Origin of the sequence: Glutamicibacter sp. Je.9.36 (assembly GCF_051129975.1) — a bacterium.
Lineage (GTDB): Bacteria > Actinomycetota > Actinomycetes > Actinomycetales > Micrococcaceae > Glutamicibacter.
Map to the genome: position 1 here is coordinate 457,729 of NZ_JBCPSN010000003.1, position 18,180 is coordinate 475,908.

Consider the following 18,180-nt stretch of genomic DNA (forward strand, 5'->3'; position numbering starts at 1 on the left):
TTGCTTGCAGGTTGTTTTGGCCCTTAGGCAGGCATAAAGCGCGTCACCTGCCCACCGCTGTATTGCGGCGAGCGGTGACGCGCTCCATGGCTGGTTTGCCTAGACCTACTTGGGGCTGGAGGCCGATTCGATCTCCAGCTCACCGGAGATGATCTGCTGCTTCAGGGCATCGATCTCCTTCTTGGTGTCTTCGCCGATTTCCTCATCGAAGTTGTGGAACGGTGCCAGTGCAACGCCCTCGTTCTCCAAGGTGCCCACGTACGGGGTCGAGTCGAACTTGCCCTCGGCATCGGTGCGGATGACATCTTCGACTGCGGTGTCCATGGTCTTCACGACCGAGGTCAGCATGACGTCCTTGTAGTCGGGAGCGGTCAGGAAGCCGTCGGAGTCGACCCACACGAGCTTGGCTTCCTTGCCGCCGTCGTTGGCCTCGACCACTGCAGCGCCAGCGCCCTTGCCCACTGGGCCGGCGACAGGCATGACAACGTCAGCGCCGGAAGCGATGAAGTTCTTGGTGATCTGCTTGCCCTTATCCTGCTTCTCGAAGTCTCCGGAGAAGGTGCCGTCCTGCTTCTTCTTGTCCCAGCCCAGCAGCTTGACGTCCTTGCCCTTGTCTTCGTTGAACTTGGCCACGCCGTCAGCGAAGCCGTCCATGAAGATGGTGACGGTAGGGATCTTGATGCCGCCGAAGGTGGCAACGGTGCCGGTCTTCGATGCGGCAGCTGCTGCGTAGCCTGCCAGGTAGGCAGCCTGGGCCGTGTCGTAGATGATCGGCTTGACGTTTTCGATCGGCTTCTCGTACTGGAAGTCGACGATGGCGAAGTTCTTGTCCGGGTTGGCCGCGGCAGCCTCAGCGGTTGCGTCGCCCAGCAGGAAGCCGATGGTGACGGTCAGGTCGCAGCCTGCGTTGACCATGCCGTTGAGGTTGGTCGCGAAGTCGGCGTTCGACTTGGATTCGGCATCCTTGGTCTGGATGCCCAGGTCCTTCTCGGCGTTCTTCAAGCCGCGGAAGGAAGATTCGTTGAAGGACTGGTCGTCGAATCCACCGGAGTCGGACACAATGCAGCCGACGTAGTCCGGGAACTGGCCAGCCGAGCTGGTCTCTTCCGGTGCAGCGCCGCAGGCGCTCAAAGCTAATGCCGAGATGCCGAGCATGGCTGCAGCCATACCGGTCTTGCGCGATACGAAGCGCATCTGTTCCTCCAAAGAATCTTGCGAGATAATGCGGGAGGCAAGACACCTGACCCTCGTGCAAGGCTCCATTGCCTAGGCCTTACTCGAGCACACCAAAAGTCATAGCATTCCCATCGTTTCCATAGCCTATCGGAGATATGTCACAGGTAAAGACGATAAAGATTACAAACAGATAACTTACGGGCCGCAAAACGGCAAGCGCTTAACGCCAATGCCCAAGTCACTGACCGAATTGTTAAAGCGTCAGAGAAATGTTAAAAACTTTCGGGTTTGATGTGGCCAACGCCCTATTTGGCGTTTGCCTCGCGCACGGCCTGCATGGCGGCGGCCGCCATGATGCGAACCCCCACGCCAATGCACGATTCGTCGGGGATATAGTCCCCGCGGTGCAGGTCATAGGTTTTGCCGCCCGGGGTGCGGGTTCCCAGCCGCAGCATCGCACCGGAAACCTTCTGCGTCATCCACGCGAAGTCCTCCCCGCCCATGGACTGCGGAGTCAGCTCGATGGCCTCGGCTCCGAACTCGCGGCGCGCGGCGTCCTCGATCAATGCGGTCTCCGCCGGAGCGTTGACCACCGGTGGCACTCCCCGGGTGTGCTGCAGCTTGATCTCCACTCCGTAGGGAGCGGCGATCTGGCGCACGGCCTGGTCCAGCAGCTCACCGGCCTCGTACCAGACATCGCCGTCCAGGCAGCGCATGGTGCCGGCCAGGTATCCGGTGGCGGGTATCGCGTTCGGCACGCTGCCGGCATGGATCTGGCCCCAGACCACCGAGACCGCCGAGCGCACATCGACCTTGCGTCCGAGCACGGCCGGGACCTGGGTGGCGATCTGGCTCATCGCGAAAACGATGTCTTCGGTCAGGTGCGGACGCGAGGTGTGCCCGCCCCGGCCGTTGACCTCGATGCGGATGGTGTCGCTGGCCGAGGTGATCGCTCCGATGCGGGTGCCGATATGCCCGGCGTCGATCCGCGGGTCGCAATGCAGCGCGAGCACCCGCGGCACGCCATCGAGCAAGCCCTGCTCGATCACCGACAGCGCCCCGCCGGGAAGCTTCTCCTCGGCGGGCTGGAAGATCACCCGCACGCAGCCATCGAGCTTGCCGGCAGCATGGATCCTGCCCAGGGCCAGGGCCACGCCTATCATCACGGTGGTGTGGATGTCGTGGCCGCAGGCGTGCGCCACGCCCTGGGTCATCGAGGCGAAGTCCAGGTTGGTTTCCTCCACCACCGGCAGCGCGTCGATGTCGGCACGGAAGGCGATGCGGATGGGCCCTTCGCCAATGTCCACGAAGGCGCCGGTGTCGGCCATTTTCTGCGGGGCCAGCCCGGCAGCGCGCAGGGTTTCGAGAATCCGCTCGGTGGTTTGGTGCTCAGCAAAGGACAGCTCCGGGTTGCGATGCAGTTCCCTGCGGAAGCCGATCAGCTGGTCGATCAGCGGCTCGGTGAAGTCGCTGACGGAAGCCGGATTGCCATTTTCATTCACGGTGGACACCTTTTGAAGATACTCGGCACGGTGCAGAAAATGACAGTTTTCCGTAATGTTCGGGCGCATTGCGCAACATCAGGCAAGGGAAACGGGGCGCGCCGGCCCGTTGCCGGCCAGCTCGCCCCGTTCGCAATCCTGCTGTGCTAGAGCACCTCGGTAGCGCCGTCGGCCTTCAAGGCCTCCACGGTCTGCTTGACCTTCTGCGCATGCTCCTTGGTGGTCACCAGCAACGCGTCGGCGGTATCCACCACGACCACATCCTCGATCCCGACCAAGGCCACCACGCGCGGGCGGTCCGAATAGACCACGCCGGTAGCGCTGTCGGCATACACGCGCACCGACTCGCCGCCCAGGTTGATGATGCCCTCCTCGGCACTGGCCTTGTTCAAGCGGCCGATCGCGGCGAAGTCGCCCACGTCGTCCCAGTTGAAAACGCCCGGGATCACCGCGACGTCCCCGGCCGCGGCGGCCGGCTCGGCCACCGCATAGTCAATGGCGATCTTCGGCAGATCGGCCCAGACTTCGCGCATCACGGTTTCGCGCTGATCGGTTTCCCAGGCATCGGCGATCTTCATCAGGCCGGCGTACAGCGCCGGCTCGTTGGCTTCCAGGTGCTTGAGCATCAGGCTCACCGGCGCGACGAACATGCCGGCATTCCACAGGAACCCGCCCGAGGCCAGGTACTTGCGGGCGGTGTCCTCATCGGGCTTCTCCACGAACTGCACCACGCCGCGCGCCGACGGCGCATTGGGGACCTGGAGCGGTTCGCCGGTCTGGATGTAGCCGAAACCGGTGGAAGGGTGCGTCGGGTGGATGCCGATGGTCACGATCTTGCCGGTCGCAGCGGTGTGGATCGCTTCGCTCAGCGCGGCCTGGAAAACCTCAACCGGCTCGATGACCTGGTCCGCGGCGAAGGAGCCCATGATGATGCTCGGGTCGCGGCGGTACAGGATCGCGGCGGCCAGGCCGATGGCGGCGGCCGAGTCGCGCGGCTCCGGCTCGAGCACCAGGTCCTCGTCGCACAGCTCGGGCAACTGGGACACTACGGCTCCGCGGTGCGCACGACCGGTGACCACCATGATCCGTTCGCCGGCCAGCGGGACCAGGCGGTCATAGGTGGCCCGGATCAGCGTGGATCCGGATCCGGTCAGATCGTGCAAAAACTTCGGAGCGGAAGCCCTGGAGAGGGGCCACAATCGGGTGCCGACGCCGCCGGCGGGGATCACGCCGTGGAATCGGGCTAATAGGTCTGCATTCACGCCTTCCAGACTAATTCATTCGGTGGATAATCCGGTCCATTGAAACCTGTGCAACAGTTTAAATACGAAAACATCGCATGAGGTATTACGGGCGGGATTTCGGCCTTTTAGCGCATAATTAGCCCTTTTCGGTGAACATGCTCACAGGAACGAGACACGAAATAGATTGGAGCTAGCCAAGTGGTTTAGACTCGCACAAGGAACGCTCGCACAAGTGCGTCAAATCTCATTGTGTGCAATATACACATGCGCCGTTGCGAGCCTTGGAGGTTTAGTTCAGTGTCGAAGACTTCGTCAGGCACCCTATACCGCGGCCATGAAGGCATGTGGTCCTGGGTGGGACACCGAGTCACCGGTGTCGTTATTTTTCTTTATCTGCTGGTGCACGTGCTCGATACGGCCATGGTCCGTGTCGATGCCGGCGCCTACGACGCAATCATTAGCACCTACCAGACCCCGTGGATGGCACTTGGTGAAACCGGTCTGGTTGCAGCAATCCTCTTCCACGCATTCAACGGTCTGCGCTTGATCCTGGTCGACTTCTGGAAGCAGGGTACCAAGTACCAGCGCCAGTTGCTCTGGGGCGTATTGATCCTCTGGGTCATCGTCTTTGCGGGCTTCGCCATCCGTCACCTGTCGATCGCATTTGGGAGCCACTAAGCCATGAGCGTTTCTATTCCTGCTCCTCGCAGCCAGCGCATTGATCCAAAGTACAAGCGCGGACCAAAGTCCCGCGGAAGCTTCGAAATGCTGGCATGGCTGTTCATGCGCCTCTCCGGCGTCGTGCTGATCGTCCTGATCTTCGGACACCTGATCTCCAACCTGATGGTCGGCGAAGGCATCTCCGGCATCAGCTTCGGCTTCGTGGCCGGCAAGTGGGCCTCGCCGCTGTGGCAGTTCTGGGATCTGGCCATGCTGTGGCTGGCCATGCTGCACGGCACCAACGGCGTGCGCACCATCATCAACGACTACGCAGAGAAGCACGCTACCCGTGCATGGCTCAAGGGCATCCTGTACGTCGCCACGATCTTCATCATCGTGCTTGGTTCCCTGGTGATCTTCACCTTCGATCCATGCGTAGCCGGCAGCCAGCTGCCGCAGTGCTAATTGGAACTCCCCTAGTTCCAGCCAATAGCCACACAGATTTTTAGAAAAGAGAGCATCAAGAATGCAGGTACATAAGTACGACGTTGTTATCGTCGGTGCCGGTGGTGCAGGCATGCGTGCAGCGATCGAATCCGGTCAGCGCGCACGCACCGCAGTGCTAACCAAGCTTTACCCAACCCGTTCGCACACCGGTGCGGCCCAGGGCGGCATGTGCGCAGCACTTGCCAACGTCGAGGAAGACAACTGGGAGTGGCACACGTTCGACACCATCAAGGGTGGCGACTACCTGGTTGACCAGGACGCAGCCGAGGTCATGGCCAAGGAAGCCATCGACGCCGTGCTGGACCTGGAGAAGATGGGCCTCCCATTCAACCGAACCCCAGAGGGCAAGATCGACCAGCGCCGCTTCGGCGGCCACACCCGCGACCACGGCAAAGCCGCCGTGCGACGCGCATGCTACGCAGCTGACCGCACGGGCCACATGATCCTGCAGACCCTGTACCAAAACTGCGTCAAGCACAACGTCGAGTTCTACAACGAGTACTACGTGCTCGACCTGCTGATGGTCGAAGAGGATGCCTACCGCGAGGACGGCACCGCCTACAAGCAGAAGCGCGTTGCCGGCGTCGTCTCCTACGACCTGGCTACCGGCGAACTGCACGTCTTCCAGGCCAAGTCGGTCATCTTCGCTTCGGGCGGCGCCGGCAAGGTCTTCAAGACCACTTCCAACGCGCACACCCTGACCGGTGACGGCATGGGCATCGCCTTCCGCTCGGGCCTGCCGCTGGAGGACATGGAGTTCTTCCAGTTCCACCCAACGGGCCTTGCCGGACTGGGCATCCTGCTCACCGAGGGTGCACGTGGCGAAGGCGCGATCCTGCGCAACTCGGATGGCGAGCGCTTCATGGAACGCTATGCGCCGACCATCAAGGACCTCGCACCACGTGACATCGTGGCCCGCGCGATGGCCAACGAAGTCCGCGAAGGCCGCGGTTGCGGCCCGAACAAGGACTACGTGCTGCTGGATCTGACCCACTTGGAACCAGAGCACATCGAATCCAAGCTGCCGGACATCACCGAGTTCGCCCGCACCTACCTGGGTGTCGAGCCATTCACCGATCCGGTGCCTGTCTACCCCACTGCGCACTACGCAATGGGCGGCGTTCCAACCAACATCAACACCGAAGTGCTGCAGGACAATGACACCGTCATTCCTGGCCTGTTCGCTGCCGGCGAGGTTGCTTGCGTATCGGTCCACGGCTCGAACCGCCTGGGCACCAACTCGCTGCTGGACATCAACGTGTTCGGCAAGCGCGCCGGCGTTGCCGCTGCCGAGTACTCCAAGACCGCCGACTTCGTCGAGCTGCCGGAGAACCCGGAAGCATTCGTCACCGCGCAGATCGACGGCGTACTGACCGGCAACGGCACCGAGCGCGTCTCGGACCTGCGCTCGATCCTGCAGGAGACCATGGACGCCAACGTCCAGGTATTCCGCGACGAGCGTTCGCTGAAGGAAGCGCGCGACGTGATCGAGGATCTGCGCCTGCGCTACAAGAACATCAGCATCCAGGACAAGGGCAAGCGCTTCAACCTGGATCTGCTCGAAGCCATCGAGCTGGGCTTCCTGCTCGACTTGGCCGAGGTCATCACCGTTGCTGCATTGCACCGCAAGGAATCCCGCGGCGGCCACTACCGCGAGGACTTCCCAGACCGCGACGATGAGAACTTCATGAAGCACTCGATGTCCTACCGTGACGCAGAAGCCGTCACCGAGGACATCAAGGGCATCCGCATGGAGACCAAGCCAGTGGTCTTTACCCGTTACCAGCCAATGGAGCGTAAGTACTAATGAGCACCGAACTGCCAGAACCACCGTCAAAGATCGACCTGAAGCCAGGCGTTGGCGGCGGCGGAGAGATCCCGAGCTTCGACATCACCCTGCGCGTTCGCCGCTACCTGCCAGAGGCTACTGCGGACGCATACTGGGAAGATTTCAAGCTGACCATGTACGGCACCGACCGCGTGCTGGACGCCCTGCACAAGGTCAAGTGGGAGCAGGACGGCTCGCTGTCGTTCCGCCGCTCCTGCGCCCACGGCGTGTGCGGTTCCGATGCCATGCGCATCAACGGCCGCAACCGCCTGGCCTGCAAGACCCTGCTCAAGGACCTGGACACCTCCAAGCCGATCACCGTTGAAGCCATCAAGGGCCTGCCCCTTGAAAAGGACCTCATCGTCGACATGGAACCGTTCTTCCAGTCCTACCGCGAGATCATGCCATTCCTGATCTCCAAGGGCCACGAGCCAACCAAGGAACGCTACCAGTCCGCCGAGGATCGCGAGATCTTCGACGACACCACCAAGTGCATCCTGTGTGCTGCTTGCACCAGCTCCTGCCCGGTGTTCTGGACCGATGGCCAGTACTTCGGCCCGGCCGCGATCGTCAACGCCCACCGCTTCATCTTCGACTCGCGCGATGATGCAGGCGACATGCGCCTGGAGATCCTGAACGACAAGGAAGGCGTGTGGCGCTGCCGCACCACCTTCAACTGCACCGAAGCATGCCCACGCGGCATCCAGGTGACCAAGGCTATCGCCGAGGTCAAGCAGGCAATTCTGGCGCGCACCGTCTAAGGACGCGCTGAGGGCCCGAACCGTTCAACGGTTCGGGCCCTTTTGCTTTCCCGCATTGCCAGAGCTCATAAAGCGCTAGTTGGCGCGGAGCGTTCTCACGATTGCCCAGAGGCACCCCCGCTATCGGGCGCACCGTGCATCGTCAAAGCACGATGCGCCCGAACCAGGAACCGCTCCTGCCCCTGTTGCTAAGGCGAGTTCGCTCTAGAGACCCGCGAGTCCCTTTCCCAGCAGCTGCCCACCGAGCACGGCGAACAGCACCACCATGATGGCGGCATTGTGCAAGGTCAGCCATTCGCGGATGCGATCCAGGATTTCGGTCGCCTTGGCCGGCGCCAGCAAGAACAGGGACACCGGCAAGAGCACCGTCAGCGCAGAGATCAGCGTGAAGACGATCAAGGCGAGCACCATCGTACCCCCGCTTGCGCCCTGTTGCCCCATGGCCAAACCAGCCGCTGCAGCCACCAGAAGGTTCTTCGGATTCAGCGCAGCAAGCAGGACGCCCAAACCCAAACCTGCCCCTGGCTTCATGGAATTGATGCTCTTCATCCACTTGGGCAGTTCAGGCTGGTCCCCGGCCCTGGGTCGCCCACGCCACTGCTTTACTGCCAGCAGAAGCAACAGCACGCCCAGGACCAGCTGTGCAATGACCACCGCCGGCTTAGGTTCCGCCGAATCCTGCGGATCAGGCAATATCCCGGCCAGAACGCTGAATACGCCCGTCACGACGAGGATTCCCACAACCCAGCCGGAAAGGAACCCGAGTCCCAGTCCGTGCGGCCGCGGGGACATGAGCATCAAGATCACCGCAATGATCGGCACTGGGCTGATCGCGATGGTTACTGCGTAGGGCAGTACCTCACCCAGTAGCTCCAACATGTTGAGACCTAGCAGTTCAGGTCTGTGTTGGCGCTCGCGTGCGCAGCCTTCACTGCGTCGATCTGCTCGGTGATCGATGCCTTGGCTTCGGGAAGATCCTGGTCCTCGTTCACGTCCTCGATGGCCTTGCTCAGATCCTTCCACGAGTCAGCCAGGGCTTGCTTGCGGTCGGCCGAAACCTCGCCCAGCTTGCCGTCCAGCTCGTCATAAGCGGTCGCGATCTTCTCACGGGCTTCACGGATCTCGCCGACGCTCGACGAGCCGTCGATGGTGGCATCAGCGCCAGCCACAGCCTCGACGAAGCCCGTATAGGCGCCGCAGGCATCGGCTTCGTTCCCGGCCGGGGTGGAGCTGCACGCGGTCATGGAAACTGCCAGCGAAGCGGCGAAGGCCGCTGCAAGTGAAGGCTTGAGGTACTTTTTCATTTCTTTTCCTTGTTTGAGATGTCGCTACTAGTTCGAGATTTTCGGGAAGGTCCAGCTGCCATCGAGAACTTCGGTGCGCGGAAGATAGAGACGGATCAGGTAGTTCCACCCTGGCTTGATCGGAAGCTGGTTCACCAATTCGGTGCTTCCGCCAAAGTTCACGGTGAAGCTGCCATCGGAGTTTCGTTCACCGGTGACTGAATTGACCGAGTAGGAACCGCTGGTGTTAGGTTCGAAAAACCCTTCTGCGTTGTACAGGGAGATCGACCAGAATCCATCGACCGGAACGTCTTTGACGGTCAGTTCGAAGTGCGTGTCCGGCAACCCCGGGTCCACATTGATGTAGGTTGCTTCTTTTTCCGGGAGGCCGCCCCAGCCCAGGGCGGTACCGATGAGATGACGCTCCGGGTCCACTTCGGTACGGCTGCCAAAGCAGCGTTCCAGGCCGCTGAGTTCACGCCCGCGTTCCAGGAGCGAATTACGGGTGCTCTTCAGCGATTCGACATCGTACGGCGGAGCAACGAACTCGCGCTGGGACACCGAAGTGATTGCCAGCTGACGTTGCAGATCATTGACCACGCTAATGTCGTCGGGGTTCTCCGAGTCCACCAGGATTCGCGCCGCAATCATCACGAATTCAGTCTCGAACTCCTCCATGCTCAGATCATGGTTTCCGGCACTGTGGAAGATGCGGTTGATGAAGTGGTCCTGGTTCACGACCATGACCGAGACATAGCGGTTTCCGACTTCAGGAATGCTCAAGGTGGCACCCTGTGAAATATCAACGATGGCCGCGCTGTACAAGGTGTCGCGGTTCATCCGAATGATTGGCTGGTTTTCTACCGGAGTCGGGGTGAAGCCGTGATTCCAGACACCCGTTGCCCCTGCTTGTGCATTGATATTCGAAAACATTGTGTCGGATTCAGCTCGAATGAAATTCGAGAGATCCACCATTTGCTGTTGCACCGAAGACGCCTTTCTGAGACAGAGATCTTACGATTTCAATCTATGGCGAGGCGTGCACGGGCACATCATCAAATGTTGGTGATTTATGGGCCCATTCGCACAGTTTTCTCTTCAGGCGCCGGACAACAGCGTTGCAACATGAGATTCTCGGAAAAAGAAATGGGCCGGTTACTGGTCCGTGATCGTAAATCCATAGGAGACAGATATCGTGCAATCATTGCGAATCGGAGCAAAGGTGGGCAATCCCGCCGAATATGTTGAACTCAACGCAGCCAAGTTCAACCGGCATACTTTCTGGTGCGGTCAAAGCGGTTCCGGGAAAACATATGCCCTGGGCGTGGTTCTAGAGCAGCTCATCTTGCAAACCAAACTGCCCCTTTTGATCATGGATCCCAATGCAGACTTCACCAAGTTGGGCAATCTGCGCCCTGAAGCCACGAAGGAAGAAGCACAAGGCATCGAGGACGCCTCGTTGCATGTTCTCCACAGCGGCAGCCAGAATCCAGATAAGCTCTACGCCCGCTTTACGGACCTTTCGGCAGCCTCCAAGGCAGCAGTACTCCGGCTTGATCCGGTATTGGATGCAGAAGAATTCAACGTGTTGCTCCACCTGGACGGAAATGTGGAAAGTTGGGACGATGCCAAGTTCATCGCCGCACTGCGCGATTCGGGCGGCTCCGGAGAACTCCGGTTAGCTAACAGGATTGAAAACCTTCAGGTGCTGGAGTGGGATCTCTGGTCGCGTGGCGCTACCTCTGTCACGGATATCGTGCGGGCCCGTCCACGAGTCACGGTTATGGATTTAGGCGGCTTCGAGCACCCTGAAGAACCAAAGGTCGCTGCATTGGCGACGCTAGAGGACCTCTGGGCTAGGCGTCACGAGCGTAAACCTATCTTGATTGTCATCGATGAAGCCCACAATCTTTGCTCTCCCAACCCTCTTAGCCCGGTCGAGAAAGCACTGACCGAGCAGCTGATTCAGATCGCAGCAGAAGGTCGTAAATTCGGTCTGTGGCTATTCCTCTCGACGCAGCGCCCGACCAAGATTCATCCCAACGTGCTCTCGCAGTGTGACAACCTCGGTCTGATGCGCGTCAACTCCCCACGCGATCTGAAAGAAATCGGTGAGGTCTTCGGATTTATTCCGACGCCGTTGCTGGAACAAGCGAAGAATTTTGCGCAAGGCCAAGGGCTCTTCGCCGGCGCCTTCATCGCCGAACCGGCAATTAACCAGATGCGTGATCGGATTACCGAGGAAGGCGGGGGCGACGTCAAGGTTCCCTTGGCCTGAATCAGTTCGCTACACCGTGAGTTTGATGGCGTCTCGTCTGCTGTTGACCCCGAGCTTGCGGTAGATCGACCGTTGGTGTGTTCGGACCGTGTTTACCGAGACGAACAGCGTTGTAGCGATTTCTTCGGCTGTCATGGTGGTGCATAGATAGCCGAAGACTTCCCTCTCGCGAGATGAAAGCTGTGCGCTGATCATTTCGGTGCGTGAGAGTCCAACTTGTTGCCCGATGCGTGGGGCAAGGATGTGTTCATGTTTAGTCCCCCATGCAGCATGTTCGGTCAGCAGGATGCGCAAGGTGTCGTCATTGGGGGTGAAGGGAAGGGCTATTCCCTCTGGGGCCGCAATGTTCAAGGCACGTTCCAGCTGCTCATGCGCAGCTGATTTGTCTCCGCGCTCGTGGGCGACTGCAGCGGAAGTTACCAATGCTTGAGCCGCAATATATGATGCGGTTTCCTTGGGCATCAAGCGTGATAGCCAGAAAAGCGCCTCGTCGAGTTTTCCAGCCTGCCGGAACATCTCGGCTGACCACACGCGGATTACCGGGATGCTCTCAACTTCTCGGAGTGGTTCGAGCAGGGCTAGCGCTTCGTCGGCATTGCCTGAAGCAAACTTCAACGTTGCTCGGCCAAAAGTCTTGAACATGCCCCAAGGCACGCCATGCTGTTCAACATCGCTGACCAGTTCAAGCATGTCAGATGCCTGCTGAATCCCCGAAGGATCCCCTTTCAGTGCAGCCAGCATGGCGTGGTAGACGCAGCCCAGCGCGAAATAGGACGTGCTGTGCCCACCGATCTTGAACAGCTCGGCCAGATGCTCAGCGCACTCCATCTGCCGTCCCTGCCAGAAATCGAGGTACGCCAAGGTGAAGGTCCCGATGCCGCCGTCATAAAATTTCCAACCTGCATCCAAGGAATTCTCTGCCCCTTGGTTTTCTCCAGTGTTCGCATTTTCGCAGAGCTTGCGTGCAGCGACAAAGTCTCCGCCGAAGGCCAGCGCAAACTTGAGATTGGAATGGCTGAGTCGTTTCAAGGCAGGAAGTTCCAGGCTTTGAGCGTCATCCAGGGCGCAGCGCAGCAGGCGGACGGCATCGACAGTATCGCGGCGCAGACGTAGCTCGCTCCAGCCCAGGCAAAATATCTGATAGGCCCTGGCCTCAGGTGCGGCGTTAAACTTTGGCAAGAACTCGCGGGCCCGATCGACTGCAGCCACCAGCTCCTCAGCGGTGCGCGAAAGGAACAACTGGCAATAAGCGATAACTACTTGCTGGGTCGTGTCATCTGGAGCTGGTCTTTGACTATTTCTGGCAGCTTCTTCCAGCATCGTGGCCCCGCTGAGATCACCCACGACGTCCAATGCGCTAGCGCGGATCATCAACAAATCTGCAGATGGCGGTGATAATTGAGCGAGTCGCAGGCACATCGAGTTCAGTAGCGGGGCACCCGATTCGCACAGAATTCGGATGAAGCTCTTCCGAATGATCTCCGTCGCTAAAGCTGTGTCTTTCGCGCGTAGCGCATGGTCGACTGCCTCCAGCGGATGCTTGTGGAGCAAGGCTTCGGCGGCTGTTCTATGAGTTTTTGCCGATTGCTCGGGATCCGTACGGTGAAGCAACATCTGGCACAGTTGCGCGACTGGCCGATACCAGCGGAATACTGTCTCGGAGTCCGGTCCGAGATATCGTTCAAGAAACAATCCGCGTTCAACGCATTCATCGAGCAAGTCCGCGGCTTCGGAAAAACCACTGAGTTGCCGGGCGAGGCTCGCGTTGAGCCGAACACAGGCTGTTGCAGCAAGGACGAATTCGCGTAGCCGTTCGGGAAGTTGTCGCAGTACTGCTTTTTGCACATACTGCAAGAGCTCTTCCTGCGACGTCTCAAACTTCGGATGTTCCATTCCTGCTTCCAGCTGGATCACCGATTTCGTTGCGGTGAGGCTAGATAGATGAACAGCGATGGGCCATCCGGCAGTCTTCGTAAATACCGAGGCTGCGGCATCGCTGCCTAGCTCGTACTGCTCACCGATTTCTTGTTCGGTAAATGCCAAATCTTCTGCAGCAATGAGCACGGCGTTTCCATCGCGAAGTTCATCAGCAAAGCTTGCGGAAAAGTTGTCGGTTCCGGAAAGAACTAGTCGTAGTTTGTACTCCGAATACATCGATAAGGTAACAGCCACTCGGTGAAGATCTTGTGCATCGGCCAATTGGGCATCGTCTATAACAATGACGATTGGTGCAGAAAGATTGGAACCAACATGGCACAGTTGCTGCAGAAATTGGTCTGTGTTCAACGATCCCGGGGAAAGCTGGGAGATCAGTTTTCCGTCGCCCTCACTGAGCTGGTTCTTGATTCCTTGTATAGCCCCAAGGATTCCCCCTAGGAGGCGGCGTTTATCAATACCTGAATTCCAGGTCAGACTGAGCCACGCTACCGGGACATGACGAGAAGAAATCCACGTTGATAGCACGCTTGTTTTTCCAAAGCCAGATGGAGCACCCATCAAAGTCAGGGCCACCTGCCCTGTCGAGGTCTGCAACAAGTCATGCACTCGTGGCCTCGCCACGATGAGTGCGGCCGGTTTCGGAGGCGTTACCAAAAACCAAGGCGGTGTAACCCATTCAAGGGACGGGGATTTCTCCATATAAGGATATTATCCGGAACCTTGAGATACTCCACGTAATATCTCAATTATTTAACAATAGTTAAAAGTTCAGTTCGACGATATCCACTAGCGCGCGCAGCGAAAACCAATATGGGATGTTGCGGTATCTTCATCCTGCGGAGACCTTGCTGCTGGCCGGTAGCGGAGACTATATTCAGGGGAACAAAGATGGGAACCACCTTTTAGGACTTTTCTCACAATAGTTGAAGCATTATTCATTAAATACCCGCTTTCTATATGCTGCTTTTCCACGGCCCGGAATGCTTCATTTTCGGTGTAATGAGACTGCGTGAATTCGTCGCTGGTCCACTCCCACACGTTGCCGATCAAATCGTTCAGCCCAAACGAGTTAGTCGGGAAAGTCCCGACTGGGGATGTCCCTACCCACCCCTCGCATCCTTCATTGAGGTAGGGAAAACGCCCCTGCCAGGTGTTGGCCATTGCCCGGCCATCAACTTTCTGCTCTTCACCCCAGGCATAGGGGCTCGGCGTAGCTCCGCCGCCAGAGGCGTATTCGAACTCCGTCTCGGTAGGGAGTCTCCCACCAATCCATTGGGCATAGGCTAGCGCATCTTCGTAAGCAATTTGGACGACCGGGTGGGTCTCCTTGCCCCTCAAATCACTCGCTTCCCCTAATGGATGCCTCCATTGAGCGCCGGTGGTCCATTTCCACCACGCGGATCGGTCGCGCAAGTCAACGGGTCCTGCAGTCATGGCGAACACCAATGCTCCTGGTCGGCGTTGCGAGAAATCCAAGTCTGAAAACTGAGAGGAATTCAGGCGGCGCTCAGCAACAGTCGTATACCCAGTTTCCTGAACAAATTGCGCAAATTGGGCGTTAGTTACTGGATCACGGGTCAGTTGGAAAGACTCAACATGTTTCTCATGCGCAGGTGCTTCCTCAGCATAAAAATCGTAGGACCCCATGACAAATTTTCCGGCGGGCACCTGCACCCAGGTTGGTGCCTGATACGCGGTGGCAGGAAACGGCATTCTTTTTCCGTAGTTGAACAGGCTGAGGTCACTTTTCTCAAGCATGGTTCAATCATCGTCGTCCCAAGCACCACGGTAATCACCAACTGTTGATGATTTGCCCCTAGGATGCTTCTGCCGAACCTGCAATATCGCGGATTATAGAATCAGTGGCCCTAGCGTGAACTGTCCTCCGGGCCGGCGCTGATATGCGAGGAGTGCGAGCGACATGCAATTCACGAGGCTTTCCCGGCGTGGCCTTATTCAACTTGTACCAGATCTCACGCAGGAACTAGGCGATGTTTAAGCTCATTTGGGATTTGCTCCCGATCCTGTTCGGACTGATAGCCAGCCCCCTGGCCATTTTGGCATTGCTCGCCGTTCTGGATTCTCGTCGACCTCGCGCCAATGGTTCCATGTACCTTCTGGGCTGGAGTCTAGCGGTAGCCACCGTCGCTGCGCTGTCTTACCTAATCTTCAATTATCTTGCTCCCGATACCCAAGCCCACTCCTGGCTCTGGGTTGGAATCACCCGTTTATGCCTGGGCAGCATCATGTTTGCGGGCGCTTGGTATACCTATAACCGGTCCCCGCGAAAAATCGCGCATATGTTCGCTGCAACAACTCCTCAAGACGTACTCGACTCGTTGCCACAATTACCCAAGTGGTATGAGCATATGAATCGTTTCAGACCGGCGCGTTCTCTACGGTTAGGCACTGGGATTTTTCTTTTCAACCCGATCAATCTCTCCTGTGCAGTCGCGGCCGGATTAGAGATCGAACTGGCTCATATCTCCTCGGGTCCGTCGATCGTTGTATTGCAGCTTTTTCTTTTCTTCTGCATCCTTCCCATGGCTCTGCCGCTGGTCTGGTACCTGAAAGATCCACAAGAAGCTGGACCGAAACTACTCAAGCTCAAAGAGTGGATCGTGGTCCATAACGGTACCCTCGGCACCGTTTTCCTCGCGATGACCGCCTTCGGCCAGTACCGCAATGCATTTGAACTACTGATATGAAAGCCGAATCATTGATAAACCGTGAACACCTGTCTAAGTACCTCAAGCGCTTTGGCAATCGTTCGACCGTCAAACACGATCTCAAAGCCGGGCTGGTTCTGGGGGTCCACAGCGTCCCCGACGGTTTAGCGGCCGGTTTGCTAGCCGGTGTGAATCCAGTACACGGGCTGTACGGGTACCTTTTGGGCACCGCCGGCGGAGCTCTCGCCACAGGTTCGGTCTTCATGTCCGTTCAGGTCACCGGAGCCATGGCTGTTGTTGTTTCCGATGTACCAGAGGCGCATAATCCAGAAAATTCAGCGACTGTCCTGGCTACCTTGGCACTGCTCACCGGGCTGGTGATGCTCGGGCTCGGGCTAGCGAAATTGGGGTCGATGGTTAGATTCATCCCAACGGCGGTACTCATCGGTTTTATCAATGCGGTAGCCCTGAACATCGTGCTGGGCCAACTCGATAACTTCACCGGTTACGAAAGCCAGGGAGAAAATCGACTAAGCAGGGCGCTCGATACTGTCCTGCATCTTGGAAGTTTCAATTGGTCTGCATGCCTGATTGGTACAGCCACAATTCTGCTGGTGCTGGTTTTTGAACGGACATCGCTAGGCGCGTTGTCCATGGTAATCGCAATTATCGGAGGCTCGGCGCTAGCGGCACTGCTGTCATGGCTCCCGTTTACTGCGCCGACCCTGCAGCTCAGCGCTGTGGCAAGTGTGCCCAATTCTCTCCCAGCTCCCCATCTGCCGGATCTATCGCTCGTCCCAACCCTGATCCTGCCGGCACTGTCCTTGGCCCTTGTCGGCCTTGTCCAGGGCGCTGGCATCAGTGGCAGCATCGTCAACCCCAACGGCCGCTATCCCGATGCATCGGCAGACTTCCGCGGACAGGGAGCCGCAAACCTCGCTGCGAGCTTCTTCCAGGGGATGCCGGTGGGCGGCTCGATGTCGGCGACGTCCTTGGTTCGTGCTGCGGGAGCCAAGTCCGCGCTAGCCAACCTCGTAGCCGCGGCGGTCATCGCCACCACAATCCTGACGCTTGCAGGCCTCATTGGATTGGTAGCCATGCCGGCATTGGCCGGTCTGCTGATCCTCGTAGGATTCAGAACGCTGAAGATCCACGACATGCTCATGGTGTGGCGTACTGGCGCGATCCAATCTGTGGTCATTGCCGTCACTTTCGTCCTGACCCTGGTCATCCCGCTCCAGTATTCGGTGCTCACCGGTGTGGGGCTGGCAATTATTCTGCATACTGTTCGGCAATCGAACCGGATCGTCATCAAGCGATGGGTCTTCAAGGACGGTTCCTCGCTGCCGGATGAGGAACGCCCTCCTGCGCAGCTTGCCCCCAACGACCTTGTCATCTTGGTTCCCTATGGCAGCCTGTTCTTTGCTGCCGCGCCAATGTTCCAGAACCAGCTTCCCCGAATACCCCAACGTTGTGAGCGCACCGCGGTGATCATCCGGCTACGGGGCAAGGAAGACCTGGGCAGCACCTTCATCCGTGCGTTGGAAAGCTACGCCCAGGAGTTATCGGCAGCCGGCGGCATCCTGATACTGGCCGGGATCAGCCACAGGGCCAACGAACAGCTTCTGGCCACTAGGGCTATCAGTTCCATTGGACCGGAACACGTTTTCGTCGCAACCGATCGCGTCGGAGAGGCCCTCTCAACGAGTATTAAGTTCGCGCAGAAATGGCAGTCGACATAGGCTTTGCGCAGTAGGAGTTCGACAGCCTTGATGGACTTTCTGGTCCACGAACCCAGGAGATATCATGATCATCTTTCTTATCCGTGCAGCAATCTATTTAGGCACCGCGGCCCTCGGGTTGCTCGCTGGTGCGTGGCTGCTAGATGATTTCCACCTAGCAACAAGTGGATTCATCGTAGCTGTAGTGGTCTTTGCGGTCGCCCAGTCGATCCTCAGCCCGTTTATTTTCCGCTTGACCAACCGCTATGCTCCGGCCGCGATTGGTGGTTTCGGGCTGATCTCAACCTTGGTAGCTCTCATCGTCGCAGCTTCGTTCTCCAACGGATTGAGCATCAACGGATTCAGTACCTGGGTTCTGGCATCGTTGGTCGTCTGGGCCGCGACAACCTTGGGTGGCTGGTTGTTGCCACTGATCTTCTTGAAGAAACGCCTCGCGGCCAGAGACGCCGGAAAATCCAAAGCGTAGAATCCTCGATTCCCCTCATCAACTATTGGTGAATTCGTCGCAGAATACCGTTGTTGTGTTGCTCAAAGGCACTGAACCAGCCAATGATTTAGGTAGATAAAGTTTTGCCGAAAGTTTGAATCCAAA

Annotated in this window: 16 protein-coding genes; 8 read left to right on the plus strand and 8 right to left on the minus strand. The window is 58.4% G+C overall.

Annotation, left to right across the window (positions count from 1 at the left end; genetic code table 11):
• Window positions 1-105: 105 nt before the first annotated feature.
• The 3 genes from AAZQ98_RS10460 to AAZQ98_RS10470 all read right to left on the minus strand — a co-directional run bounded on the left by AAZQ98_RS10460 (window position 106) and on the right by AAZQ98_RS10470 (window position 3,940).
• A complete protein-coding gene (locus AAZQ98_RS10460; protein WP_105657428.1) occupies window positions 106-1,194 on the minus strand; it encodes a BMP family lipoprotein in 1,089 nt (362 codons plus the stop codon).
• A gap of 287 nt (window positions 1,195-1,481) precedes the next feature.
• Window positions 1,482-2,678 carry an amidohydrolase gene (locus tag AAZQ98_RS10465; RefSeq protein ID WP_105657427.1) on the minus strand — a complete coding sequence of 399 codons (1,197 nt, stop codon included), beginning with the start codon at window positions 2,676-2,678 and terminating at the stop codon, window positions 1,482-1,484.
• Window positions 2,679-2,824: 146 nt separating this feature from the next.
• Window positions 2,825-3,940 carry a mannose-1-phosphate guanylyltransferase gene (locus AAZQ98_RS10470; protein WP_105661696.1) on the minus strand — a complete coding sequence of 372 codons (1,116 nt, stop codon included), beginning with the start codon at window positions 3,938-3,940 and terminating at the stop codon, window positions 2,825-2,827.
• Between the two features lie 246 nt (window positions 3,941-4,186).
• On the opposite strand from AAZQ98_RS10470, the gene sdhC reads away from it, so the two are divergent.
• The 4 genes from sdhC (at window position 4,187) to AAZQ98_RS10490 (ending at window position 7,678) form a co-directional block, all read left to right on the plus strand.
• On the plus strand, window positions 4,187-4,600 hold the full coding sequence (gene sdhC / locus AAZQ98_RS10475) for a succinate dehydrogenase, cytochrome b556 subunit (RefSeq protein ID WP_388025151.1): 414 nt from the start codon (window positions 4,187-4,189) through the stop codon (window positions 4,598-4,600).
• 3 nt (window positions 4,601-4,603) lie between these two features.
• The gene (locus AAZQ98_RS10480) at window positions 4,604-5,047 is read left to right on the plus strand and encodes a succinate dehydrogenase hydrophobic membrane anchor subunit (protein WP_105661695.1); all 444 of its coding nucleotides are present in this window, start codon (window positions 4,604-4,606) and stop codon (window positions 5,045-5,047) included.
• Window positions 5,048-5,108: 61 nt separating this feature from the next.
• Window positions 5,109-6,896, plus strand: a complete 1,788-nt coding sequence (sdhA, locus tag AAZQ98_RS10485) for a succinate dehydrogenase flavoprotein subunit (RefSeq protein WP_105661694.1) — start codon at window positions 5,109-5,111, stop codon at window positions 6,894-6,896.
• Window positions 6,896-7,678, plus strand: coding sequence for a succinate dehydrogenase iron-sulfur subunit (locus tag AAZQ98_RS10490; protein ID WP_105661693.1), 783 nt, complete (start codon window positions 6,896-6,898; stop codon window positions 7,676-7,678). The genes sdhA and AAZQ98_RS10490 overlap by 1 nt, the downstream gene beginning before the upstream one ends.
• A 204-nt stretch (window positions 7,679-7,882) precedes the next feature.
• On the opposite strand, the gene AAZQ98_RS10495 is transcribed toward AAZQ98_RS10490, so the two are convergent.
• From AAZQ98_RS10495 to AAZQ98_RS10505, 3 genes are read right to left on the minus strand one after another with little or no spacing between them, the layout of a single operon-like run.
• Window positions 7,883-8,557: a GAP family protein gene (locus AAZQ98_RS10495; protein WP_434691976.1), complete on the minus strand. Its 675-nt coding sequence runs from the start codon at window positions 8,555-8,557 to the stop codon at window positions 7,883-7,885.
• Window positions 8,558-8,565: 8 nt separating this feature from the next.
• On the minus strand, window positions 8,566-8,982 hold the full coding sequence (locus AAZQ98_RS10500; RefSeq protein ID WP_434691979.1) for a hypothetical protein: 417 nt from the start codon (window positions 8,980-8,982) through the stop codon (window positions 8,566-8,568).
• Between the two features lie 27 nt (window positions 8,983-9,009).
• Window positions 9,010-9,894, minus strand: a complete 885-nt coding sequence (locus tag AAZQ98_RS10505; RefSeq protein ID WP_434691981.1) for a DUF1214 domain-containing protein — start codon at window positions 9,892-9,894, stop codon at window positions 9,010-9,012.
• Between the two features lie 262 nt (window positions 9,895-10,156).
• Between AAZQ98_RS10505 and AAZQ98_RS10510 the strand changes: the two genes are divergently transcribed.
• Window positions 10,157-11,239, plus strand: coding sequence for an ATP-binding protein (locus AAZQ98_RS10510; RefSeq protein WP_434691984.1), 1,083 nt, complete (start codon window positions 10,157-10,159; stop codon window positions 11,237-11,239).
• A 9-nt stretch (window positions 11,240-11,248) separates the two neighbouring features.
• On the opposite strand, the gene AAZQ98_RS10515 is transcribed toward AAZQ98_RS10510, so the two are convergent.
• Window positions 11,249-13,876 carry a LuxR C-terminal-related transcriptional regulator gene (locus tag AAZQ98_RS10515; protein WP_434691987.1) on the minus strand — a complete coding sequence of 876 codons (2,628 nt, stop codon included), beginning with the start codon at window positions 13,874-13,876 and terminating at the stop codon, window positions 11,249-11,251.
• Between the two features lie 87 nt (window positions 13,877-13,963).
• Complete coding sequence (locus AAZQ98_RS10520) at window positions 13,964-14,935, minus strand: formylglycine-generating enzyme family protein (RefSeq protein WP_434691990.1); 972 nt, start codon at window positions 14,933-14,935, stop codon at window positions 13,964-13,966.
• Window positions 14,936-15,168: 233 nt separating this feature from the next.
• Here AAZQ98_RS10520 and AAZQ98_RS10525 point away from each other — a divergent pair, with 233 nt between their 5' ends.
• From AAZQ98_RS10525 to AAZQ98_RS10535, 3 genes are all read left to right on the plus strand, one after another.
• Window positions 15,169-15,885, plus strand: coding sequence for a GAP family protein (locus tag AAZQ98_RS10525; RefSeq protein ID WP_434691993.1), 717 nt, complete (start codon window positions 15,169-15,171; stop codon window positions 15,883-15,885).
• Complete coding sequence (locus tag AAZQ98_RS10530; protein ID WP_434691995.1) at window positions 15,882-17,588, plus strand: SulP family inorganic anion transporter; 1,707 nt, start codon at window positions 15,882-15,884, stop codon at window positions 17,586-17,588. Before AAZQ98_RS10525 ends, AAZQ98_RS10530 begins: the two co-directional genes overlap by 4 nt.
• Before the next feature lie 64 nt (window positions 17,589-17,652).
• Window positions 17,653-18,054 carry a phage holin family protein gene (locus AAZQ98_RS10535; RefSeq protein ID WP_434691998.1) on the plus strand — a complete coding sequence of 134 codons (402 nt, stop codon included), beginning with the start codon at window positions 17,653-17,655 and terminating at the stop codon, window positions 18,052-18,054.
• Window positions 18,055-18,180 lie beyond the last annotated feature (126 nt).